Consider the following 23,997-nt stretch of genomic DNA (forward strand, 5'->3'; position numbering starts at 1 on the left):
CTCCTTGACGAAACTGTTTGAGCTTATCGAAAATCATCTTGAGAGATTTGAGAAGTAATGGTTTTCTCATCATCTCTTACTGGCAGCTTGTGAAGCTTTCACGCTGCCTTTCTTGGATTTTTAGTCAAAACTCCAGTTAGCTACAGTACTCTTTTTATTTGGTGGAATTGTCGCTTGGTGGTATGCGTGGCAAGACCCGACATTTCTATCATTAGTCGTACCCGATTATTTGATTAAAAAAGTACAAGAAGATCGTCAATTGTGGATGGGTTCGATTGTTGGTGTCGAGCCACTGGCATCTACAAACATTATGACGAATAATATATCTGTTTCTTTCGCTGCTGTCTCTGGGGGAATTACCGCAGGATTGTATACAACATTTTTACTAGTTTATAACGGTCTAAGTATAGGAGCAATTGCAACTTTAGTCGGACAAAATAATTTAGCTTATCCCTTTTGGGCGTTTGTATTCCCCCACGGTGCTTTAGAATTACCAGCAATATTTTTTGCTGGTGGGGCAGGGTTTTTAATTGCTAGAGCGATTGTATTTCCTGGTAAATACAAACGGGGAGATGCATTAAAGGTTTATGGCGCTCAAGCCGCCCAGTTAGTACTGGGAATTGTACCGATGTTGGTCATTGCCGGAATCATTGAAGGATTTTTCTCTCCTAGTCCAATTGTTCCCTTACCTTTAAAATATTTAGCTGGAATTAGTTTGTTTGCGTTGTTGGTGGTGTATTGTCAGCGGCAGAAATCGCGTTCTTGAAAGGCTTTTGTCCTTGTCTCAGCAATTTATCAACAATTTCTCACCCCTATCCCCTCACCCCTAATCCCCATCGACGATATATTATGGTTGCGGTGCATACTCAAACATAGTGGCGATCGCGCTTCAGTAGCAAGCAGTAGGTTGATATGGCGATTCAATTCGGGCGGGAAATCTGCGGTAACCTGGATATCGCGGAAACGCGAGAGTGGCTGGTGACAAACGGGATTGGCGGTTATGCCTCTGGTACGGTAGCGGGATTGCTGACTCGACGCTACCACGGGTTATTAGTCGCAGCCCTTAAACCGCCTTTGGGTCGCACGTTAATGTTAGCAAAGTTGGATGAAACGATTTTATATGGCGATCGCTTCTATCCTTTAAACACGAATCGCTGGGGGGATGGAATTGTCAGCCCTGAAGGTTACTTGTGTGTCGAGCAATTTTCTCTAGAAGGGACAGTCCCCGTTTGGCGATTTGCCTATGCTGATGCCCTGTTGGAAAAGCGGGTATGGATGCAGCAGGGAGCCAATACAACTTACATTCAGTATGCCTCAGTTCGCGCCACTGTACCGCTACAGTTGGGGCTGAAAGCGATGGTCAATTATCGCGACTATCACGGCATTACTCAAGGTAACAGCTGGCAAATGGCTTTAGATCCAGTCGATCTGGGAATTTGCGTTACCCCCTACCCTGGTGCTACACCCCTTTACTTGCTAGGTGATGGTGCAACAGCAACAATCGTTCACAACTGGTACTATGGCTTTGACTTAGCAGTAGAACGCTATCGAGGACTGAGCGATCGCGAAGACCACTTGCACGCAGCAACTTTTCAGGTGACGCTCAACCCTGGGGAATCCTTTACTTTTGTGGCGAGTACGGAAAGCCATCCAAATTTAGATGGCGCAGCAGCCTTGAAACTGCGTCACACCCAAGAACAAAAGCTACTCGGACAGTGGAAAGCCAGTCGTTCGATTAAAGCGAAAGAACCGCCGCAATGGATACATCAACTAGTTCTAGCTGCCGATCAGTTTATCGTCGATCGCCCTTTGGCAGACGAACCGCAGGGCAAAACGATTATTGCTGGTTATCCCTGGTTTAGCGACTGGGGACGCGACACGGCGATCGCCTTACCAGGTTTGACTCTTTGCACGGGGCGATCGGAAATTGCCCGTTACATTCTCCGTACCTTTGCTAAGTATGTCGATCGCGGCACGATCCCCAACCGCTTTCCCGATGTGGGGGAAGCACCGGATTACAATACTGTTGATGCGACTTTGTGGTACTTTGAAGCAGTTCGTGCCTACCACAGTGCTACAGAAGATGATGCCCTCATCCAAGAACTATTTCCAGTCCTAGCAGATATTATTGATTGGCACTGTCGCGGTACGCGCTACAACATCCATCTCGATGCAGCTGACGGACTGCTTTATGCTGGGGAAGAGGGATGGCAGCTAACCTGGATGGATGCCAAAGTTGGCGATTGGGTCGTCACACCTCGAATTGGTAAACCGATTGAGATCAACGCACTTTGGTACAATGCCGTGCGGAGTATGGCAAATTTCGCCCGTCGGTTAGGTAAGCCGCATCAAGAGTACGAGGCGATCGCCAACCGCACGCTAGCGAGGTTTTCTCGTTTCTGGAATCAAGATTTAGGCTACTGCTACGACGTACTAGATGGTCCTGATGGAGACGATCTATCCCTACGTCCCAACCAAATTTTTGCTGTCTCCTTACCCTTAGTGGGGGCGCAAGGCATTGCACCTTTACTTAACCCTACGCAGCAAAAAGGTGTTGTCGATGCTTGCGGACAGACATTATTGACTTCTTTCGGCTTGCGATCGCTTTCCCCCGAACATCCCCAATATCGAGGACGTTATGGTGGCGCTCCACTGCAACGAGATAGCGCGTATCATCAGGGAACAACCTGGGGATGGTTAATTGGTGCATTTGTCTTTGCGCATTTGCGCGTTTATAAAAATCCCGTGCAGGCGCGTCAATTTCTCGAACCGATGGCAAATCACCTTTGCGATCGCGGTATTGGTAGTTTAAGCGAAATTTTTGACGGCGATGCGCCCATGACTCCACGCGGCTGCATTGCCCAAGCTTGGACGGTTGCAGAAGTTTTGCGGGCTTGGTTTGCTACGGAAGAGTAGGGAGTCGGGAGTCGGGAGTCGGAGGAAGAGAGCTGAGGGAGCGCAAGGTTGCTGAGGGAGCAAAAAACAACTACCAACTACCAATTCCCAACTACCAACAACAGTAGTAAATGTGTAGTTTAACGATCGCTGCGTGATGTTAAAGTAAAGACATTGAAACAATAGCAGCAATATTCAGCGACTGATGATGAAGTTCTTGTCCCGCGATCGATCTCGCTCGGCGAGCGGGATCGATCGCGGTTGAGGGCTAGCGGGTGTGTTATTTATTTACGAATTCCTCACTTTACTGATGAAATGGAGTGCCTTCATATGCTCATCAGCTCAGATCTTTCACAAAACCTAACCACTCAACAGCTCGTCAAAATTTGGACAGAGCGATATAAGCCTCAAATTCCCTTCTTTGCGCAACATCATTTTGCCTCTGATGCTCTGCTTCACGTGATTTCGCCGGAGGGTAGACGCGAAACCGTTGCGAAGTTGCATCGATCGCTGATCGAGCTTAACTGCGAGTATGCTGCTACTAAAGCGAGCGAACTGTATGAATGCACTCCATCGGCAACCAGTGCGAGTGAAATTACCAACATCGTGCGGTGTACTGTTGAAATCTACTTAAATCTACTGGAGTTTTACAAGCAGCCATCATACGTCCTCTCTGAGACACTCAAAGAAGGCAAGGGCGATCTGCGATTGGTTGGCTTGAGTAATACAGACATCATCAAGCTAGCTAGCTTTATAGAACCACTACTATTAGAGTATCAAGAGCGTCACCAAATTTCTAATGATTGGGCGAAGCTAGGCTTTCTCACGACTCACTTCAACTTGAGCAATGTGGCGCTACTAGAAAATTTGAATGCTACTGAGCAAATTTTTGTCAGACCTTACTTTAAGTTTCTAGAAGAACAGGTAGCGCTACCGTGGCTCCGCGTTTGTGAGGCAGCAAGCGTGCATGATTTTAGTTCGCCTGCGTTTCAAGTAGTTCAACACATGCTACCAGAAGTCGAGGCGATTTCTCATCGGGTTTATATGAATCTCTTGCGACAGTTTCCCAAAACGACTACACAGCGGGGAAGATTAGATCATCCTAGCGTGAAGCATTCGTGCCTCCGAGACTTAGATATGTTTCAAGCATACTTGTGGCTCTGCGTGTTGCAGGGTAGCTTGGCTCCAATTGAAGATGAGCTAGTGCGTTTGTACGATGGTTATGCCACGGGTGGGTGCGACTTGGGAAATGACCGCTGTGTGGAACGTGCTGTTAGTATCAGAAATTATGAATCGCACTTGGATGAGCGAACAGAAATTTCTCAAACCTTACACGAACGGGCTTATACGGGCATTTGAGCGATCGCAAAGTCAGTTTGTTGTAGAATCCTGACCAGAATAATTCACAATTAAAAATTCACAATTAAAGACACAGCTTATGGGCGGCACTCGATGTTGCACCGCTTGCTTACGGTACTGACACCATCATCCTTTTAATTGATGGACTCGCTGCCATTCTTCCAGCGTGATTTTATAGTTAATACCAGGAGCGCGAATTACAGGTAAATTGCTCAAAACGCGATCGTAAAGCAATTCCGATCGCCTCAATGGTTGTCCCAGCAATCTGCGAAGACAACGGACTTTAACGTGGAGTTTACTACCAGCTTTGCTCGGATCGAGCCAATAGTCTTTATCGGGTAATTCTGTTAAAGCTTGAACGGGTTCGGCGACTTCGGCGATCGCATATATTCCCGCTTTTTCTCCTGCCATCCACACCAAAACTCCATCACCCACAGCAATATCTTTGCTATAGCGAGTCACCCGCCATGGAATTGTTTCTAATTCTCGAATTGCATCTAAAATTCGGTAATATTTAGGGTTTCCTTGAAATAGCCAGTAATTTGTCATTCGTCATTTGTCATTAGTCAAGAGTCATTAGTCAAGAGTCATTTGTCATTATTCTCCTCTGCTCCTCTGCTCCCTGCTCCCTGCTCCCTGCTCCCTGTTAACTGTTAACTGTTAACTAATAATGGTTGTACGTGAGCGGGAAAATTGGCGGTTCTTAGTGCTTCTACAGCGGTTCTACTATCCTGTACCCAATAACTGCGTCCAAGGCGTACTAGTTGACGGTTACGGGTATCTTGAATAATAGCAAACACGGGAATTCTCGCTTTTTCTTTCTCTTCTACCTGCTTCTGCAAAATTTCTTGTAAGCGATGTTGTTCCTGGATGTTTCCAGCTTGTAAGGGGTCAAGTTCTACCATGACTAAACGGACGTTTTCTATTGGTTCTACATCTTCAATAATCATTTGTACTTTGTCGTCCCGTCGATCGACTTTACCCCAAACAATTAATCGCGTATCTGCTTCTAACAGATGGGAAATGCGTTCGTAGGTTCTAGGAAAAACAACTGCTTCTGTTTGTCCTGTCAAATCTTCTAACTGTAAAATTGCCATGCGATCGCCTTTTTTCGTGGTCACGGGTTTCATACTGGTTAGCATCACTACCGAACTCACAGAGGTTTCGCTATGGATATTTTCCAAATCGCTGAGGTTAATTGGAGACAAAATTTGTGCTGCTTGTCTGACTGCTTTGAGGGGATGATCGGAGACGTAAAAACCTAATAACTCTTTTTCTTTGCGTAACTTTTCTGATTGTTGAAAATCTGCGACTGGTGGTGCTTTGGGTGCAGAATCAAAGCTACTTTCTAACTGACTAGCATCCGTCAGTCCTCCCAAGTCAAATAAACTAAATTGACCGATCGCTCGATCTTTAGCACGAGATTGCGCCCAATCGTGTACTAGTTCTAAATCTTTTAATAATTGCTGGCGATTTGGTTCGAGTTTATCGAAAGCTCCACAATAAATGAGTGGTTCAATTGTTCGACGGGTAACAGCACGTAAATCGACGCGATCGCAAAAATCAGCTAGAGATTTAAATTCTCCTTCCGAACGCGCTTTTAAAATCGAAGCGATCGCTTCTCCGCCTAACCCTTTAACTGCTGAGAGTCCAAATAAAATATTATTTTCTATTGGTGTAAAATCCACACCAGAGCGATTGATATCTGGTGGTTCGATTTGAATATTCATGTTCAAACAGGTAGCAATATATTTTTGTACCTGCTCTGTTTTGTCGCTATTAGCTGTTAATAGCGCCGCCATGTATTCTACAGGAAAATTTGCCTTAAGATATGCAGTTTGATAAGTGACGTAACCATAGGCGGTTGAATGGGATTTATTAAAACAGTACTCCGCAAACTTCATCATCTTCTCAAATAACTCTTCAGCTATTTGTTTTTTCACCCCATTTCTTGCTGCACCATCAACAAAAATTTCTCTTTGCTTCTGCATTTCAGAAGTTTTCTTTTTCCCCATCGCACGTCTTAACAAATCCGCCTGTCCGAGGGAATATCCGGCTAAATCTTGAGCAATTTTCATGATTTGCTCTTGATACACCATAATTCCATAGGTTTCTTGCAAGATCGGCTCTAGTATAGGATGCTCGTTTTCAATTGCTTCTTTACCGTGTTTGCGATTAATAAATTTTGGAATTAAACCAGCATCTAATGGTCCTGGTCGATATAAAGCCAGCACTGAAGAAATATCTTCGATACAAGAAGGTTTTAAATCTCGAACAATCTGACGCATTCCCGAAGATTCTAGCTGAAATACTCCTTCTAACGCGCCTGCTTCTAGCAGCTTATAAGCTTTTTCTACATCTTCAGGAATTTTATCAGTTTCACCTTTGGCTAAAATTTTCTGCACTTTTCTTTCATTTGCCGTAACTTCATACGGATCGACTTTAATCTGACGATATTGTTCGATGAGCTGAATCGACTTCTGAATCAAAGTTAAATTCTTTAATCCTAAAAAGTCCATTTTTAACAATCCCATTGCTTCGATGTCTTCCATAAAATATTGGGTAATGACATCGCCTTCTTTATTTCTTTGTAATGGAACAACTTCATCTAACGGATCGGATGAAATCACAACTCCGGCTGCATGAACGCCGTAAGTTTTGTTCGTTCCTTCAATTCGCATCGCCATATCAATCCAGCGGCGAACGTGGGGTTCGTTGTCGTATCTATCCTTAAACTCTTGTTCTGGTGTTTCGTCAGAAATCATCACCGCTAGTTTAGTTGGCTTACCCCGCACCACAGGGATTAATTTCGCCATTTTGTCTGATTCGGCGTAGGGAATATCTAAGACTCGCGCCACATCTTTTAAAACAGCTTTGGATGTGAGGCGGTTAAATGTAATAATCTGCGCGACTCGATCTTCACCATATCTTCGCGTGACATATTCAATCACTTCATCGCGTTTTTCAATACAGAAATCGGTGTCAATATCAGGCATTGACTTTCGTTCTGGATTCAAAAATCGCTCGAATAGCAAGCCATGATGTACCGGATCGATGTTAGTAATTTGCAGGCAATAAGCAACCAAAGAACCAGCAGCAGAACCGCGTCCTGGTCCCACCGGAATGTCATGATCTCTAGCATATTTGATATAATCCCATACAACTAAAAAATAGGTTGAAAAGCCCATTTGCTGAAGCATTTTCAACTCGTATTCCAATCTTTCTTTATAGACTGGTTCGATTTGATTGCGAGATTTACGGTTGAGACGTTCTAATAATCCTTCCCAAGCAACTTCTTCTACATAAGTATCGGCTGTATGTCCGGCGGGAACGGGATAATTAGGTAGTCGCGGTTCGCCTAAAATGTGGTATGGTTCAACTTTTTCAGCAACTTCTAAAGTTGTGGCGATCGCCTCTTGGATAATCTCATCTGGCAAATGATCGCGAAATAATTGCGCCATCTCCTCAGCAGACTTCAAATACTCCGTCCCGCTGTAGCGCATCCGATTATCTTCGGAAATTAGCTTACCAGTTTGAATGCATAATAATGCATCGTGAGCATCTACATCAAAACAGGAAATATAATGGGAATCGTTTGTGGCGACAAATTTAATATCTAATTCTTTAGCTATTTTGATAATTTCAACATTCACAGTTCTGTCTTCAGGAGAACCGTGATCTTGAATTTCTAAATAGAAATCATCGCCAAACACATTTTTGTACCACTTAGCAGTTTCTCGCGCTATATCTGGTTTACATTGTAAAATGGCTTGGGGAATTTCTCCACCCAAACAAGCACTCGTAACAATTAAGCCTTCGTGGTACTGTTGTAACAGTTCCTTATTTACACAAGGACGGGCAAATATCCCTTTACCTTGGAATCCTTTGAGGTGAGAAATCGACGTAAGTTTAACTAAATTTTTGTAGCCTTTAGTATTTTTTGCTAAAACAACTTGATGATATTTTCTAACTCGGCGGCGTTCTTTATTGCCAATATCGCCGTTAATCACGTACATTTCATTGCCAATAATTGGCTTAATATTCTTACTACGACAAACCTTAATTAATTCGATCGCCCCATACATGACACCGTGATCGGTAAGCGCGATCGCAGGCATACCCAATTCTATCGCTCGATCTACCAGTTGCGGCAGCTGGCTGGCACCATCGAGCAGGCTGTAATCGCTATGGATGTGTAGACCGACGAAAGACATAGAAGCATCCCACAGTGGCTATGACAGAAGTATAGGATACCGGATTTTGGGTGCGCCAGGGTGGGTCTGTATATTCTCTTGAGAGTAATTTAATAAATGGTAATTGTAAGTCATTTGCTCGTGACTTTTAGTCCGCGCAAGATGCCCACATCACAATTTGTTATAGACAGGAGGTACAGATGCCAATACCTCAACGACAGCTCAAACTGGATATGACTAAGCTAGAGGACTCCACTAAAGTCCTCCCTCATCCGCCATTGCTTAATAGCCACTCAGCAGGCTGGAACGAGCTTTTCCTAGCTTACTATCATCATCCAGGTTACGAGACTCCAGCAGAGCATTTGATGACGCAACACGTTCTCGATGTTAGCGATCGCTATAATTGGGTACAGCACGAAAGGCGTGTAGGTAGTCAATTTCAGTCTTATTGGTTTGGGAATGGTGAGATTGCTTTTTGTCCGGCTAATACGCTGCATTGGGCAGTATGGCAGCAAGAAGTACGCTTTACTCTGATTACCTTTACTCCTCAACTTTTAGCAGGATTGGCAAATGAATGTACAGATCGCGATCGCCTGGAACTAATTCCTAGTTTTCAATTTGTCGATCCGGTAATTCAACAACTCGCCTCAGCTTTGAAAGCAGATTTGCAAGCTGGATGTCCTGCTGGACGAATTTATGGCGAGTCTATCGGTGTTGCTTTAGCCGTACATTTGCTTACTACCTGCTCCACATTACCACCAAAAATCTCTACATACTCCGATGGTCTACCGCAGTACAAGTTGCAACAAGTGACTGATTACATTCACGCTCATCTAAATTTAGAGATTAAATTATCAGATTTAGCTCGTACTGTAGGCATGAGCCAATATTACTTCTGTCGTCTATTTAAACAATCTACGGGCGTGACACCCCATCAATATTTGATTCGGTTGCGGGTAGAAAGAGCAAAACAATTACTCAAACGATCGGATTTAGCGATCGCAGATGTAGCGTTTCAGTGCGGTTTTTCGCATCAAAGTCACTTGAGTTCCCATTTCCGCCGCTTAACGGGAATGTCCCCTAAAACATTTCAACAGCAATAGCAAGAATCTGCTCAAAACTGCAAGAATTTGCGCGACTTTAGCCAACAATCTCAGCTAAATTCATCACATTCGTCAGCTAGATCGCTCAGGAGGCTAAGAATGTTGAGATTCAGTGGATATTGGTTATACGTTACCAGCATTATCCATGTTTTAGTTGGTTTCTGGCTCTATGCCGAACCGCTATCAAATATTGCTCAGAGTGGATTTTTCAACGCAGTAGATCCATTTTGCGATCGCAATACTGCTTTTTGGTTTTTGATGTTTGTGCCGCTACTTTTTGCTATAGGACAACTATGTTGTTGGGCGCATATTCAAAGTATAACTCTTCCAAATTTTCTCGGCTGGTGTCTTCTAGTAACTGCTCTAGTTGGGATCTTTTTGATGCCAATTTCCGGTTTCTGGTTGTTGCTAATACCAGCCGTGTTAATAATTATTGCTTCGCGCCCTGTTAAAAGTAGCTTAGCCAATAGTTTTTCTCAAGAATAGAAGGAGGTATCTATATGTCTAGCGAACAAAATAAAGCGATCGCCCTGCGTTTTGCTACCCAAGGCTGGGGAACTAATCCTAATTGGGAAAAAGCTTGGGATGAATTAATATCGCCGGATATTGTTCATTACTTTTGTAGCTGGGCTGAACCAATTCGAGGCATAGAGACAAATAAAAAATTTGAAGCAAGCTTATTTCAAGGATTTCCCGATATTCAACAGATAATTGAAGATGTAATCGCCCAGGCAGACAAAGTGATGTATCGTTCCACACTTAAAGGTACTCACACAGGAATGTTTATGGAAATACCACCTACAGGTAAAGTTGTCACTGTGAATGGGAGTTTCACTTTATTCCGCATTTCTGAAGGCAAAATTGTAGAATGGTGGTACGAATTGAACTTGCTAGAAGTAATGCAACAAATGGAAGTCATTGCCAAACCTGCTTTGAAATAACTTTTCTAGATTTGTCACCCTTGAACGATCCGTTCTAAAGGAGAGAAAAAATGGAAACAGTAGGAATGACTCCAAACTATTTGATTGAAGTTGTAAGAGACACAATAAAATCAGTGAAATACTGCTTTCTCATTACGCTGAATGAATCAGAACAAGCTAATGCTAGACTCGTGGAACCTTTAAATCTTGAAGAGGATATGACGCTTTGGTTTGTCACGAGTGCAAAATCTCGAAAAGTGCGTGAAATTCTAAATAAAAGTTATGTAACAGTAACTTTTCAAGACGACAGCGAACAAGCATATGTAACAGCTTTAGGTACAGCGAGTGTAGAAAACGATTTTTATGAGAAGCAAAAACGATGGCAGGAAGATTGGACGATCTATTTTCCAGCAGGACTACAAAGTGATGATTATGTACTCCTCAAATTTGTCCCATCCAGAATTGAACTGATGAATTTTGCTCGTCATGTAGCATCAGAACCTTTGCCTGAACTACGACCTACTATATTATCTAAAGTAAAAGGAATATGGATGATTGCGGAGAGAAAGAAGTGATGCAGCAAATAGGGCGATCGCTAAGTTAGCCTGAAACAAATTTCTACATTTTTTAGTAGTTCGTTCAATTATCTCGCTTGGTTCCTAGATATTCTGCAACCCATCTCCGAAATGCCTTTATTGCGCGATTTCTTCCTTCTACTTTACTTCTATTAACATACTGAGGAATTACTTCTGCAAGTGGCAAATTAGAAAAAGTCAAACTTTTTTCTGTAGCAATATACTGCCGATCTTGTAACACGTACAAATTGAGCGATCGCCCATTATAAATCCATAATTCGGGAATGCATAACGCAGCATAGCTATTCTTTTTAATTTCTGAATCGCTAGTAAAATCGATTTCAACTGCTAAATCTGGTGGAGGATCGAAATTAAGATCGATCCTCTCCTTACCTCTAATTGCTGCCTCATTGTGGATATAAAAACAAGCATCTGGCTCTACACCAGCATTCATAACTTGCCGTTTGAAAGTAGTCGAACCCAGACTTCTAAACTCAATATCCAGTTCTTCTAGTATTACTTTTATCAAATCTCCAGTAATTTCCTTTCCATTTTCATGTCCTGCTAATGGAACTATAATTTCTAGTATTCCTTTATAGTATGCTAACCGAGAAGCACGGCGATCGCCTAACTCTGCTAATATCTGCTCAAAATCATCCCAACTAACATCTTTTAAAATCAACCTTTGTCCTGGCTGCACGTCAATTTGACTCAATTGAAGCTGCATTTTAAAATTCTCCTTTTAAACATTTTAACTAACGAAAAACCCTTAATAACCCTTTGCGTCTTTGCGCCTTGGCGTGACATTTTTATTCTCCACTTGCTTAACAAACTGCTGCACCACCTGAAAATACTGACTACCAGCAACCTCAGCAGTATTATTATGCCCTGCCCCTGAAACTAAAAAAATTTGTTTTGGTTGCGGTGCAGCTTGATACAATTGTTGACTCATGCTAGCAGGAACTTGCCAGTCGGCAGTACCATGAATAAACAATACTGGCATAGCTAAAGAACCCACCTTATCGATAGAATCAAATCGCTGATGTAATAGTAGATCGATTGGAAAAATTCGATAAATTTGTTGATAATTGACTACATCGGCAATCGATGTAAAAGAACTTTCGACAATTAATCCAGCTGCATTTGGATATTTCACTGCCAGATCGATCGCCACTGCACCACCTAAAGAATGTCCGTAAATAAAAATCCGATTGACTGGAATCTTTTTCTCCTTAACTAAATAATCCCAAGCTACTTGTGCGTCTTGATAAACTTGTGATTCGGTGGGGAAATTACCCCGACTCAAACCGTAGCCGCGATAATCGGGAAGTAATACTGAAAATCCCATGCGATGAAATCGATTTGCATGAGCAACATTGGCTCCGATATTAATTCCATTACCGTGCAAATATAGTAATACTCTGTTACTTGGTGCCGATGCAGGTATCCACCAACCATGTATTTTTTCTATCCGATTAGATGCCGTTTTTACAGGTAGCCACACCTCTTCATAAGGCAAATTAAACGCTGCTGGTGTAGTATCAATAGTGGCGCGAGGAAAGAAAATAAATCGCGTTTGTTGAAAGTAGAGAAGTAAACAAGCAATTAGATAAACAGTACCGGCGATCGCCATAATAGGGAATAGCGATCGCCAAAAAAATTGTGTTGACATGGATACAGACTGCTATTCGCTAATAATTAGTTTAAGCTGATAATCGCTCTTACCAGACGCAGTAGATACAATAACAAACTCGTAAAAACCGGATTCTGGTAGATCTCCATCCCAAGTGCGATCGCGAGAATCTTCCATCAGCTTAATTTTACCTGTAGGAGAATACACTGAAATTAATACTTGCGGATCGGCTTCCAATTCCAGTTGCATCACTTGTTCTTCTGTTAATTCGGCAACAAAAGTTTTACCTTCACCTGACTTTAACCTACCGCTAACTTGTCTTTCACTCGTTCCAGAATCAAACTCAATTTTCTCATAAGCGTTTCCCTTCAGGATAGCTTGCCACTTCTCCTCAGCGATCGCATACCAAACCTGATTAATTGGTTTGTTCATAAAATTTTGTCCCCGCTGTTGGGGAAACATTTGTAAAAAGGCAGCATCAGCTAAATCGTATAAAACTCTATTACTCAGGTTTAGTTGATACAATTGCTGTTGCCAACGAGATCGATCTTTTTGCGAGTAACTACCCAAACGCTTGCGAGTTTCTGAGGGCAGAAATTGCAACCAATCCAAACATTCCGCCGCCAAATTATCCCAATCAGCCCTAATTTTTGCATCCTCTGGATTCGCCGTGAGACGACGACCTTTATACTGAGGATATCTTTCCCAAAAAACTTGGTCTACTAAAGCAATATAATATCTATTATTTATCCCCATCCGCTGGCGGCGATCGCGCAATTGATTTTTACGACGTTGTTCGGCAGCAGAAAATTGAGGTTTAGCCGCTACTTTTGGCGACTGAGGTACTTTCTTTTCAGTTAAATTTGATTGAAATTGCAACCAACCACTCACTGCTAACCAACCCATATATGCAGATATAATTCCTATTGGTAATGCAAACCAAATTTTTTTGGTTTTGAAAAAACTAACGCTAGGAATTTTAATAACTGGCTTCGGAATGTTAATTTCTGGTTTGGGAAAATTGTTAACCAACTGAGAAAAATTAATAACTGGCTTCGGAATGTTAATAACTGGTTGGGGAATATTAACAACTGGCTTGACAGCAACGGCAACTGGCGACTTATTAACTGCTACTGTCATGGGAGTAGGTATGGGTGTTGCAGCAGTGCTATGCTGCTGTAAGAGATGTAAAACGTGTTGTGCGGAATGATAGCGATCGCTAGGACGAGGAGATAGCATTTTATCTAACATCGTCCCCAACATTGGCGTGAGATTGACTTCTCGCCGCCAGTGCCATGTGAGATTGCGATCGTCGATTAATTCTTGTGGTTCTTTACCTGTAAGTAAAACTAATACTGTAGCAGCCAAGGCATACAAATCGCTGTGAGGATAAACTACCCCCTGCTGCATTTGTTCGGGTGGTGCGTAGCCGACTTTTCCTAGTAGCGTAGCGGTATGCAGTCCCCCACCAGACTTAGCCGATGAAACAGTTGCAACAACTTGTTTGACACCACCAAAATCAATTAGCATTGGTAGGCGATCGCTAGTACGTAAAATTAAATTTTCTGGGGAAATATCCCGATGAATGACCCCTACACTGTGGATGTAATCTAATACAGGAAGAATTTGCTGCAAGAGGTAAACGATCTCTGTCTCGCTAAAAAATTTTCCTTGCTGCATTCTCTCATCTAGCAGGCTGCGGTAGGTTTCCCCTTCTACGTAATCTTGGACGAGAAATAAATGTTCTTTACTGTCAATTTTGACGCGAAATAATTCGCGAAAGCGGGGAATTTGCGGATGCTGCAATTTGTAAAGAACTCCTGCTTCCCGTTCAAACAATTCTGCTGCTTTGCGTAAAAGAGTATGACTCTGTGCTTGCGGCGCAAATTCTTTCAAAACGCAGAGTTCGCGAAAGCGGTTAGTATCCTCCGCTAGATAGGTGCGCCCAAAACCACCTTGTGCTAGTAGACGCACGATCGAGTAGCGATCGCCTAACATCTGTCCTGAATACAAGCCATTTCCCGACGCTAGAGACAGCTTCTCGCCGCAATGCATACAAAAACGACTTTCAGGCAAGTTTTCGTGACCTTGAGTGCAGTATACGGGCATATGACAGCGAAGGAGTTATGAGAAGCTAGGGAATTCGGAATTTCTGAATTACACGCTACCCCAGCTTTTACAGGGCATTATGAGTATATCTACAAATTTAAATAACTCACGATCTCTCCCTTAAACTCATCTCCAGTGACACTTTTTTCAGTTATCAGTGGCTAGTGGCTGATGACTAGTAGCAAATAGGGTGTGGGGGAGCCAGCGCCGTGCGGGAGGTCGGTGCGGTGCGGAGGACAGCTGCGTTGCGGGGGTTCCCCCCGTTGTAGCACGTCGCGTCAAACTGTCCGGTGAGGTTCCCTCCGAATCCCGCAACTGGCGTTGTAGGGTGTAGGGTGTAGTGAGTAGTGCGTGATGAAAGGGTGTGGGGAGAATTCGGAATTCGGAGTTCGGAATTCGGAATTAAATTCTCCCTAGTCTCCTCTGCACCTGAAGCCCCTCTGCACCTGAAGCCCCTCTGCCCCTCAGCTCTCTTCCCCCGACTCCCGACTCCCAACTCCCGATTCTTTATCAAGAATTTTTAAGCTGATGAACGTGGGTACGATTATAGCCTGACAATATGGGGACATAAAGATTAAATCTTGGTGCAAGAGGGATAAGCCATAATGTCGAGCGCTCGAAATTCCACATCTACACCAAAAGTAAGAGATACTAAGCTGAAAGAGCAAGAACTCATTCAGCAGATTCGGGCAGAATTAGTATCTACGATTAGAGTTACGCCAGATGAAGCATTGGCAGACTGGCAGAGAACCTCTATCGGGCAGGGGTATTTTAGCGGTACGTTAGAAAGCGAAATCTATCGTTCTTTTTTGTAACTGCCTGTTTTGCAACTGCCTGTTTTGCAACTACGATGGTTTAGTTGCGATCGCGACTCGCTCATGACCGCATCAATTGGCGAACCTACCGAACCATAGATCGCTGAACTACGAATTACTGTCGCTTGTCTTACCACGAATTAAAATACTCACAAGCGTCCAGCCTGTCCACAAAATAGCTGAAGCTAGCAGGAAAATCATCAGTAAGGCTAAGCCAGAAAACGGCGCTACGATGAAGCTGAGTAGCAAACCCAACAGCAAAATCATCAATAAAGTCTTGTCCATTACCATTTAACTCCTCGTCTCGATCTCATTCACCAAGTTAGCAAGCGCGATCGTAAATTGTCCTCTAACTAGAGTCATGGGGAAGTCAGAAGTCAGGAGCAGTTTTTCTCCCTCAGCTTCCTCAGCAACCTTGCGCTCCCGATCGCTCCCTCAGCTCTCTTTTCTCCCCCGCCTGTAAGCTTGAGGACAAAAATTCTGTTGGGCTGTGACCACCGCACAGATAGAATTAGCTAGCTGAGTTAGTGGTAAGGATGAAACGAGACTCACATCTAGCGGTGCTTGGCTGACGGTTTGAATATAGGAGGAGCTGAGATAGGGACGATACTGGGGGTTTCGATCGAGATAAGTTTCCATGAATGCCACGCTCAAAATACTAACGTAGCGACGTGCGATCGCTGGATTGGGACCAATAACTTGTGCGGGTAGGGGAATCGGATCGGCATCTTCCGCAGCTGATTCACCAATCGTAGAAAAATGGCTGGCGCGATCGATGGAGATCAAGTATTTTTGCTCTGTTGTTAACCAAGCAAAGGGAATAATCTGTTCTGGTAAGGCAGGAGCAATTGTATCTGCACTGCTGCTGACGATCGCTACGGGAATTTGAATCTTCCTCAACCCTAACTCCCCAAAAATACTACTAGTAAATGGGTTAATAGCGATCGCGGCTTTAATTCTCCAGTCTTTCAAATTATCTTGAGTCAATGGTAAAGCCAAAGCACGACACTGAAGCAGTAGCGATAGATTCCAGACATCTTTAGGGTTGTTACAATCTCGGCGCAGTTGGCTAAAATTCAAGCTTGCACCTGCTAAAGCTAAGGCAGTATAACCGCCAAAAGATTGACCAATAATCGCTGCTCGTTGTACATTCAACTGCCAACTGGGATTAGCTGCGTTCAATCGCTCTAATTCATCCAATAAGTATTTCACGTCTAAAGGACGGTTGACAAATTCGCTCGGTTCTGCAATCTCTGCGGCTTGACCGGAAAACAGCGATCGCAATTGTTCCGCATTGCTACCAGGATGTTCGGGAACTGCAACAGCAAAACCATAACTTGCCAGTTGCTCGGCTAGATAAATAAAACTCGTGCGATCGCTCCCTAAACCGTGGGATATGACTATGACTGGGAATTTTTGGCGATCGGTAGTTGGCGATCGGTAATTGGTAATCGGTAATTGGTAATTGGTAATTGGTAATTGCCCCTCTGCTCCCCTGCTCCCCTGCTCCCCTGCTCCTCTACTCTCTTTCCCCTGCACCGAAGCGCTCCCTGCTCCCTGCTCCCTTGGTAAATAAAGATCGGCAACAAAAGCCCGATCGCGGCGGCGATCGCTTAATTTTAAGGTTTGCTTGCTCCAACTAAAACGTCCAGGCGATCGCAAATCTGGTAACTGAGAAAAATTTATTCCTTGGACTTGAGCAGCTGCGACTGTCGAATTTTCGGAAATTAAGGCGATCGCTCTGCGAGATTGGCTAATCAAGGTTTCTAGGGCTTCAGCCAGCTGAAGCATCCGCCCCATATTAACTCGTACGTTAGTCGGAAATTTGTGTAGTATGTTCAGGAGTGTTAAGCCTTTTGGATCGGCTGCCGCTAAAATGAGTGCCGAGCGTAGGGCATAAAATCCCGATTGCCGAGATTCAGTTTGGACAACCTCGCCTAGTCTTTTTAACAGGGTTGTTCCAGTTGGCGTATAAAGAAACTGGGATACTGCAACCGGACTTAGATCGATCCGTTTGAGTAAAACTCGCTGTAATTGTAACAATCGTTGGGGACTGACATATGCTGCATAGGTAGCTAGCTCCTCGTCAACTATGCCTTTCTTAGCGTAGCCTTCCAAAGAGTTCACAGAAATAGAACGTTCGATCGCTCCATAGGAAATATAAATTTTTTTTGCCGCGATCGCAGAGTTGGCAATTCCAGGTATGGGTGAAAACCACAGTCCTAAACTACTTAGCACAACTCCTAACCAAGTCCGAGCAGGAAAATTACATGACATAGAGCAAATAATTAGTTGGGCGCACTTTCCACTGACAACTGACTTTCTTCAATTGAGGTGGTGGAGGTAAGATAGCTACAGGATAGAAACGAGAGTAACAACTCGCCTAATTATTTTATATTTCTGCATACAGAATTTGGGAAAAGTTACCAGTATAAATACTGAAAAATTCATTTATGGTAGAAGATCTATTTTTTTTAAGAAAGTCTGAATCTTTAAAAAAATCTTTTAAAAGTGGATGAATAATAGAAAGTCTGATACCGGGGCAGCTAAGAATTTTTACAGCGGGGTACAAGACCATGAGTGAAGCAGAAAAAGTCAATAGTGCGCCATTTTCTGAGTGGTTTAATTTTGCTAATAGTGGGCTTGCCGATGGTGAGACATCTCCAGCAAACCAAGACGAAACCAATTTATCTGAGCCAGCGGACGATGCTGCTGTTGCCCGCGATGTTTCTGTGGAACCAGAACCCGCAGTAGGTTCTTGGTCGTCCGTTGCTCGCTGGATGGACTCGGCAGAGAATGGTGGAGCATCCTTAACTCCTGAAGAAGTCGCGACGTTATTGAGTTTCATCCAAGAGATGCGCAGCTCCAACACCAAACTAGTAGAACGGGTAATTCAACTAGAGAGAGCGCTAGAAAACAGCCAAAATGAATTGCACTACCTCAGAGGGCGATCGCGCGAGGCAGATTTGAAGCTCGCTCAAAAAATTCAAGCTCAGGAGCAAGCGCGATCGCAAGTAGAATCTTTATCTACCAAGCTAGAGACGGCAGAACAAGCCATCCAGCAGCAGAAAATTGTGGTTGAGACCCTCACCGATGACTTAAACGCCAGCCAAGAACGGATCGCTCAAATGGAAAGAGAATGCTCTCTCGTGCAGTCTAGATATAACGAGCAATCCTATCAGCTCATGCAAGTCGAGACATCCTGCCGCGATCTCCGCTCTCGCTTACTGCGCCAGCAACGCTACACCATGCAGTTAAAAGTAGCGTTAGAAAAGTGTGCGGAATCACCCGCTTCCACAACCGATCGACCCCCAGAAAATAATGCTAGTAGTTTGAGAACGCAATCGTTATTCCCCAACCCGCAACCGATTACTCCGTGGTCGATTCAAACCCCGAATTTTATCGATCGCAACCGACAAGAATCCTCAGATTCACCATTGAATGAGTGGACGGCGGAAAACTTTTTGAGCGATCGCCAAGCGCCTTACAGTTTCAATTCCACCCCCAGTACTGGATCTTTCGATTTGCCAAGTGGTAATAGCTCGGCAGAGCGAAGTTTTTTCTTTTCAGAAACTAACCAAGAAGTAGACCTAGACGATTTCTTGAGTTTGTTACAAGAAGAAGCCTCAGCAGAGGCGATCGAAACTAACGATACAACGTCGCTCGACCTCGATCGTCTCGCGCCCCAACCACAGATATCAGAATCGCACCCAACCAATGAATCGCAGACGGATGAACCAGCTGGTGAAGCAGAAGCTTCACCAGCCGATGCTTCCCCATCCAGCCAGAATCAGGTTAACCTCAACTGGCCCTCACCAGTTGTTTATCCCTGGCATCCACCCAAAGGTAGAAAATCACTAGCATCAATTGAATTACCAAAATTTCCACCCAGAAACCAGAATCAGTGACTAGTCAACCAACAACCAACAACTAACTACTAACTACATCTTGAGAACCAATTGCAGGCGTGCGGGGATGAGGGGCGATCGCGAGTTGGGGTCTTCCCATACCAGTTGTCAGGGCGTAGCTTTGTGCCAGCAGCCTCAGCCACAATCTAGGATAGCGGGGTTCTAACCACGGCTGGATCTGGTGCAAGAAACTTGGCAACCAGCCGCTAAAACAAAGACTTAGCAAGGCATTCCAGCTAAAGCTGAAGTAACTCAGCAGCCATCGCAGCAGATCTTTAGCTCCGGCTAATTCCCAAATCCAGAGCAGCAAAACGGGATTTTTTCTGGCAGCTTTCAGCGCCAAACGATTAAAAGTAAACCAATCAAAGCGGTCTTTGATAAAGCGATCGGCAACTTCTAAAGGTTCGTCAGTCAACAGTCCGAAGAAATTATTCAGCATCGAGTTGACCCGTTCTGGTGGTAAAAATTTACCCGTGGGAACCATCATGCCTTTAGAAAACATCCAAGTCACGGCAACATTGCTTTGATAGGCGCGAATTTGATTCAAATCGCTGGCACTGAGCAAATCGCGCTTTAATGCCGTATCTAATAAGGCTGTGAGACGGCTGAGATTGCGGACTAGGGAGCCAAAACCAGTAAAGACGAGGGGAGATTGCAGCGAAGCTGCATCGCCGATCGCTACTAAGCGATCGAAAGCAACCGTGCGATCGCGACTCCCAACGCTAAAATGTCCCGGAATATAACCAAACGTAGGTTTTTTCCATACGAGTTTATCTAGGTCGCAACGGCGATACTCTGGCAAAATCGTGAAAAAGTCCTCGTACATCTCCAGCAACGAACCAGGATTTTCTCGATTAACTTGATGGTAGTGGAACAAATAAACTGTGATTTCCTCACCCGCACCAGGAAATAATTCCCAAATTAACTGTCTTCCCCGCGAAATGTCGCCGTGGCTGTTGAGCACATCGCCATATTGAGCATCCCATACCCCAGGCTCGAAGCCGCCATTAACGACCGCTCCTACCGTCGGACAGACGCTATCAAAAGCACGACCGCCATTGAGTTGCCAAGCAATCGGAGAAGCTGTCCCCATTGCATCTACTAAAACTCGTCCGCTGGCTTGTTTTTGAGTTTGGCTGGGTAAATGCCGAGCTTGTAACGTAACTTGCGATCGCTCGATATCAGCGCGGAGAAACTCGGTTTCATCCCAAATTTCACCCCCCGCAGCTTTTAACTTTTCTCCACACAGCTGCAGTAGCCTTTCTGCATCTAAGGCTATATTCAGCACCGTTGGAGTATGGAGGATCGGTGCTTTTAAGTGGGGTGGATTGTTCCCATCGAAAAACTTATTAAATCCGTCTTTATATTCTCGTGCGATCGCACTTTCGCATTCTGCGGGAGTTAGCAAACCCAGATCGATTAAACTTTGTAATTCCGTGCGAGAAATATTCCACTCCCGATTCATCCGTCCAAATGGCAAACGCTCCAACAACAACACGCGATAACCCAGTTGCGCCATCACCACTGCATGAATCACTCCTAATGCGCCACCGATGTAAATGAGATCGTAGGATGGCTGTAGAGGCGATACATGTAACGTCTCTACATTTTTTCCAGAAAACACAACTTGACGCGGCTGCTGCGGATTCTGCACTCCTTCGCGCCACCTTTGCTCCCACCAGTAAACTCGCTTGAGATCGTATTCGCCATTAGGCATTTGCTGAAAATACTTGACGGTGAGGGGGTAGCGGGGAGCAAGCGCCTCAAAAATAGATTGTTGGGATAGATCTATTGTTGGTGGTGCGGGATAGTTATGAGGAAACTTAATTCTAATCTGCTTTACAAGACTTTGCAGAATTTGCCGTTCTCCTGGTAGGGGACAATCTGTCCAACGGAAGACCTTGAGATATGTAGTACGCTGTACAGACCAAACAAAAGCGGAGATCTCCCCTAGCTTTTTTGCCGTTGGATCTGAAATATTTGTCTTTATCGCTGTATCTATAGGTATTTGCAAGCGAAAACCTTCAGGCGCGATCGCTTTTTGCCCGATTCCTGGTTCAAATTCCGCTTGCAACCAGTGCCGAACGACAGATGTGTCTGGTGTGGGGATTTCAATGTACAAGAGTTCTTTCATCTTGGCGCTTTTGTCTATGGGTAAACTACCAATTTGGACAGAGGTGACAAGGGTTTAGACTAGGCTAAGCTTGCCAAAAATAAGCTTGCTTAGAACAAGTTTAAGAAAATTTACAATTGTGTTTGGATTTATTAAAACAGTTTTTCATCTTGTAAACTCCCGCCATGCATTATCCCATCCCAACCAGCCCCGAAGAAATTATTAATCTCAGACAAAAACCAATTAGCGATGAATTGGTAGCCACTGCGATCGCGGGTGTAATCCAGTTCGTCCGTTCCCAAGGACAATCTTTAGAACAGCTAACTGCCCAACTGCTAGCAGATGATAGCTTACTAGACGATCGCCAGCGCCGCAGGCTGAGCGAGATTGTGACCCAGGCGTGGGAAAAATTTGCATAGTTTTGTAGAACTCAAAATTCAAAGGCAGTGCGAATTGTTCCAATCACGATGTCTTCGTTCTCAGTATTATGATTTGGAGCTGTCAGCCAAATCAAACCAGGGGTGATGAAGATATTATCTGTAGCTTGGTGTCTGTAAAAGCCTTCCACGTGGATTGAAGTATTGGGGTCGCTCGATTGTCCTACCGCTCTCAAACCGCTACTCGTACCAGTTAATTTCGGTTGCATTCCAATAATAAGTCCGCCGAGATTGCCTTCTTTGCCCAGATCGGGAAATCCGAAGGTGATGGCGTAATTCCAAATCGATGCATCCCCCAAACCGATCGCGCGAGCAGCAGTATAGCCCACCCAGCCACCAATCGCAAAATTCTCGCTAATTCTGTAACTGGCTTCAATGCCATAGGAGTTACCGACTACAGGCAGTTCGAGATCTGGCGTGCCGATTTGAGTTAAATTAGCGGCTGTACTACCCGTACCTGTATCTAAACCTTGACCGGCAGCTCTATAAGAAAGAATATAAGTCAAGCCTACAGCAAGGCGATCGCTCGGCGTTAATGTTAACTGAGCGATCGCGCCGTAATCGCCGTTAAATAGTCCCGCGCCAGCTGCCGGATCGTTAGCATCTCCAGCCAAATAAGCGAAATCACAACTCATTGCCTCAGATAACTGTAACCTCGCTCCAATTCCCGTGTTGCTATTGGGGATGCGATAAATGGGATTGCGTCGTCCAAAGCGAGAAATTGCCCCCGTATCGCTATCTTCAAACAAGGGATTGATGACATCGGTAAAATCATCGCTGTCTGAATCGTTGAATTGGAACAACAGCGTTATTTTTTCACCCACTGGTAGTTCATATTCTAGGTTTCCCAGTTCCACGCTTCCTTCAGTGTTCGAGTCAAAACCCAAATGCCCTTCATCTGTTGGCAAGTCAAATTGCTCGAAGTTGCCAAAATCAAGCCTGGTGGTCAGTAAGTCCTTGCCAGTAAAACTGGTTTCAAAAGCAAGTTTAGTAGGACAGAAATTAGCTACTGGAAGTTAGAAAATAGCACAGGGAACTGAGGAGGCTTAGGAAGGGTTAGGATTCCCAACTTCCTGTTTCTCCCGATGCCCCGACTTTGGTTTCAGGAACAACCAAGCGATGAAGAAAAAGGCTGCTGTAAACAGCTGGAGCGTATCTACGCTCGATAGGGAGCCATCAGAGAAAGAAGCAATGCTTCGGTCAATGATGCCAAACAACCAAAAAGATATTCCCAAAAACCAAATCCCGTTTCTGAGATAACTCAAAAAGATAGATGCTTCCGATGGCGAGCGATCGCTCATAACTTTATTCCTATAAATTCAACGAGTCATTGATTGGGCAGCAATGTACGGACTTTTCGGCTAAATTCTCTGTCTGGCTTTGCCTCCAGATTAAGAAATATCTCTTTTCACTGCCATTGTTCTAAAGAAGTATTTCATAGTCTTGACAAGTGTACCGTTATTTGTACTGTATTCTATCTCACCAAGACAGATTTGCCCGTTGCCAACAGGAATATTTGCTTGAATTTATGGTTTTTGGTGATGATTTCTTGACCAGTTGTCAGTTTTTTAGGGAGCAGGGAGCAGAGAGCAGGGAGCAGTTAACCAACAACTGTCTTCACGGAGTGTAGCGCCAGCATTTATCATTAACCGTCAACTGTCTTCACGCAGTGTAGCGGAGTGCGTCTACTGTCAACCAACAACTAACCAATTAACGATCGCAGTCTTCTTTCTGTGTTAAATCTGAGGGGGGGCGATCGTTACTCCACGCCCACCAGACACAACCGCATTGACACTGATAAAACTCTTGCCACTTGCGACGGTTGTTTTCGGTAAATACGGGCGATCGTCGATTTAGCCAGACTCTTTCTGCTTCGCGGCTACCAGAACGACAACGGGGACAACAAAATTCACTGGCATGAGTTGCCTGTTGAGTCC

At 44.2% G+C, this 23,997-nt stretch carries 22 protein-coding genes and 2 pseudogenes; 12 read left to right on the forward strand and 12 right to left on the reverse strand.

Annotated elements, in window-relative coordinates; genetic code table 11:
* Positions 1-130: 130 nt before the first annotated feature.
* The 4 genes and pseudogenes from ACRC32_RS16915 to ACRC32_RS16930 all read left to right on the forward strand — a co-directional run.
* Positions 131-766 (forward strand): annotated as a pseudogene (locus ACRC32_RS16915) (stage II sporulation protein M); the annotation flags it as partial.
* Between the two features lie 146 nt (positions 767-912).
* Entirely contained in the window at positions 913-2,916 is a 2,004-nt protein-coding gene (locus ACRC32_RS16920) for an amylo-alpha-1,6-glucosidase (RefSeq protein WP_438555062.1), read from the forward strand.
* Positions 2,895-3,023, forward strand: coding sequence for a hypothetical protein (locus tag ACRC32_RS16925; protein WP_438555063.1), 129 nt, complete (start codon positions 2,895-2,897; stop codon positions 3,021-3,023). The genes ACRC32_RS16920 and ACRC32_RS16925 overlap by 22 nt, the downstream gene beginning before the upstream one ends.
* A gap of 202 nt (positions 3,024-3,225) precedes the next feature.
* On the forward strand, positions 3,226-4,254 hold the full coding sequence (locus ACRC32_RS16930; protein ID WP_438555064.1) for a hypothetical protein: 1,029 nt from the start codon (positions 3,226-3,228) through the stop codon (positions 4,252-4,254).
* A 126-nt stretch (positions 4,255-4,380) separates the two neighbouring features.
* Here ACRC32_RS16930 and ACRC32_RS16935 read toward each other — a convergent pair whose 3' ends face one another.
* Both ACRC32_RS16935 and ACRC32_RS16940 read right to left on the reverse strand, forming a co-directional pair.
* Positions 4,381-4,803, reverse strand: coding sequence for an EVE domain-containing protein (locus ACRC32_RS16935; RefSeq protein ID WP_438555065.1), 423 nt, complete (start codon positions 4,801-4,803; stop codon positions 4,381-4,383).
* A gap of 104 nt (positions 4,804-4,907) precedes the next feature.
* Positions 4,908-8,468, reverse strand: coding sequence for a DNA polymerase III subunit alpha (locus ACRC32_RS16940; protein ID WP_438555066.1), 3,561 nt, complete (start codon positions 8,466-8,468; stop codon positions 4,908-4,910).
* 179 nt (positions 8,469-8,647) lie between these two features.
* Between ACRC32_RS16940 and ACRC32_RS16945 the strand changes: the two genes are divergently transcribed.
* From ACRC32_RS16945 to ACRC32_RS16960, 4 genes are all read left to right on the forward strand, one after another.
* Entirely contained in the window at positions 8,648-9,550 is a 903-nt protein-coding gene (locus ACRC32_RS16945; RefSeq protein ID WP_438555067.1) for a helix-turn-helix domain-containing protein, read from the forward strand.
* Positions 9,551-9,649: 99 nt separating this feature from the next.
* Complete coding sequence (locus tag ACRC32_RS16950; protein ID WP_438555068.1) at positions 9,650-10,036, forward strand: DUF6463 family protein; 387 nt, start codon at positions 9,650-9,652, stop codon at positions 10,034-10,036.
* 14 nt (positions 10,037-10,050) lie between these two features.
* A complete protein-coding gene (locus ACRC32_RS16955; RefSeq protein ID WP_438555069.1) occupies positions 10,051-10,491 on the forward strand; it encodes an ester cyclase in 441 nt (146 codons plus the stop codon).
* 50 nt (positions 10,492-10,541) lie between these two features.
* Positions 10,542-11,045 carry a pyridoxamine 5'-phosphate oxidase family protein gene (locus ACRC32_RS16960; RefSeq protein WP_438555070.1) on the forward strand — a complete coding sequence of 168 codons (504 nt, stop codon included), beginning with the start codon at positions 10,542-10,544 and terminating at the stop codon, positions 11,043-11,045.
* A gap of 64 nt (positions 11,046-11,109) precedes the next feature.
* On the opposite strand, the gene ACRC32_RS16965 is transcribed toward ACRC32_RS16960, so the two are convergent.
* The 4 genes from ACRC32_RS16965 to ACRC32_RS16980 form a co-directional block, all read right to left on the reverse strand.
* A complete protein-coding gene (locus tag ACRC32_RS16965) occupies positions 11,110-11,772 on the reverse strand; it encodes a Uma2 family endonuclease (RefSeq protein ID WP_438555071.1) in 663 nt (220 codons plus the stop codon).
* Positions 11,773-11,814: 42 nt separating this feature from the next.
* Positions 11,815-12,717 (reverse strand): alpha/beta hydrolase, encoded by a 903-nt coding sequence (locus ACRC32_RS16970; RefSeq protein WP_438555072.1) that lies wholly within the window; start codon positions 12,715-12,717, stop codon positions 11,815-11,817.
* A gap of 12 nt (positions 12,718-12,729) precedes the next feature.
* Complete coding sequence (locus ACRC32_RS16975; protein ID WP_438555073.1) at positions 12,730-14,787, reverse strand: protein kinase domain-containing protein; 2,058 nt, start codon at positions 14,785-14,787, stop codon at positions 12,730-12,732.
* Positions 14,788-14,962: 175 nt separating this feature from the next.
* Entirely contained in the window at positions 14,963-15,301 is a 339-nt protein-coding gene (locus tag ACRC32_RS16980; RefSeq protein WP_438555074.1) for a hypothetical protein, read from the reverse strand.
* A gap of 91 nt (positions 15,302-15,392) precedes the next feature.
* On the opposite strand from ACRC32_RS16980, the gene ACRC32_RS16985 reads away from it, so the two are divergent.
* Positions 15,393-15,602: a hypothetical protein gene (locus tag ACRC32_RS16985; protein WP_438555075.1), complete on the forward strand. Its 210-nt coding sequence runs from the start codon at positions 15,393-15,395 to the stop codon at positions 15,600-15,602.
* A 108-nt stretch (positions 15,603-15,710) separates the two neighbouring features.
* Here the strand turns inward: ACRC32_RS16985 and ACRC32_RS16990 are convergent, their stop codons facing one another.
* A complete protein-coding gene (locus ACRC32_RS16990; RefSeq protein ID WP_438555076.1) occupies positions 15,711-15,887 on the reverse strand; it encodes a hypothetical protein in 177 nt (58 codons plus the stop codon).
* 150 nt (positions 15,888-16,037) lie between these two features.
* On the reverse strand, positions 16,038-17,879 hold the full coding sequence (locus tag ACRC32_RS16995; protein ID WP_438555077.1) for an alpha/beta hydrolase: 1,842 nt from the start codon (positions 17,877-17,879) through the stop codon (positions 16,038-16,040).
* 299 nt (positions 17,880-18,178) lie between these two features.
* On the opposite strand from ACRC32_RS16995, the gene ACRC32_RS17000 reads away from it, so the two are divergent.
* Entirely contained in the window at positions 18,179-19,510 is a 1,332-nt protein-coding gene (locus tag ACRC32_RS17000) for a hypothetical protein (protein WP_438555078.1), read from the forward strand.
* Between the two features lie 22 nt (positions 19,511-19,532).
* Here the strand turns inward: ACRC32_RS17000 and ACRC32_RS17005 are convergent, their stop codons facing one another.
* On the reverse strand, positions 19,533-21,644 hold the full coding sequence (locus tag ACRC32_RS17005; protein ID WP_438555079.1) for an NAD(P)/FAD-dependent oxidoreductase: 2,112 nt from the start codon (positions 21,642-21,644) through the stop codon (positions 19,533-19,535).
* Between the two features lie 164 nt (positions 21,645-21,808).
* Between ACRC32_RS17005 and ACRC32_RS17010 the strand changes: the two genes are divergently transcribed.
* On the forward strand, positions 21,809-22,042 hold the full coding sequence (locus ACRC32_RS17010; protein ID WP_015157184.1) for a hypothetical protein: 234 nt from the start codon (positions 21,809-21,811) through the stop codon (positions 22,040-22,042).
* Positions 22,043-22,053: 11 nt separating this feature from the next.
* Here ACRC32_RS17010 and ACRC32_RS17015 read toward each other — a convergent pair.
* Both ACRC32_RS17015 and ACRC32_RS17020 read right to left on the reverse strand, forming a co-directional pair.
* Positions 22,054-23,037: pseudogene (locus tag ACRC32_RS17015) on the reverse strand (iron uptake porin); the annotation flags it as partial.
* Between the two features lie 69 nt (positions 23,038-23,106).
* Entirely contained in the window at positions 23,107-23,361 is a 255-nt protein-coding gene (locus ACRC32_RS17020) for a hypothetical protein (RefSeq protein ID WP_438555080.1), read from the reverse strand.
* Between the two features lie 149 nt (positions 23,362-23,510).
* On the opposite strand from ACRC32_RS17020, the gene ACRC32_RS17025 reads away from it, so the two are divergent.
* Entirely contained in the window at positions 23,511-23,690 is a 180-nt protein-coding gene (locus ACRC32_RS17025; RefSeq protein WP_438555081.1) for a hypothetical protein, read from the forward strand.
* Positions 23,691-23,770: 80 nt separating this feature from the next.
* Here the strand turns inward: ACRC32_RS17025 and ACRC32_RS17030 are convergent.
* On the reverse strand, positions 23,771-23,997 hold a 227-nt coding region (locus tag ACRC32_RS17030; RefSeq protein WP_438555082.1), incomplete at its 5' end, for a hypothetical protein.

It is taken from the genome of Chroococcidiopsis sp., from assembly GCF_051657925.1.
In the GTDB taxonomy this organism is placed as follows: Bacteria; Cyanobacteriota; Cyanobacteriia; order Cyanobacteriales; family Chroococcidiopsidaceae; genus Chroococcidiopsis.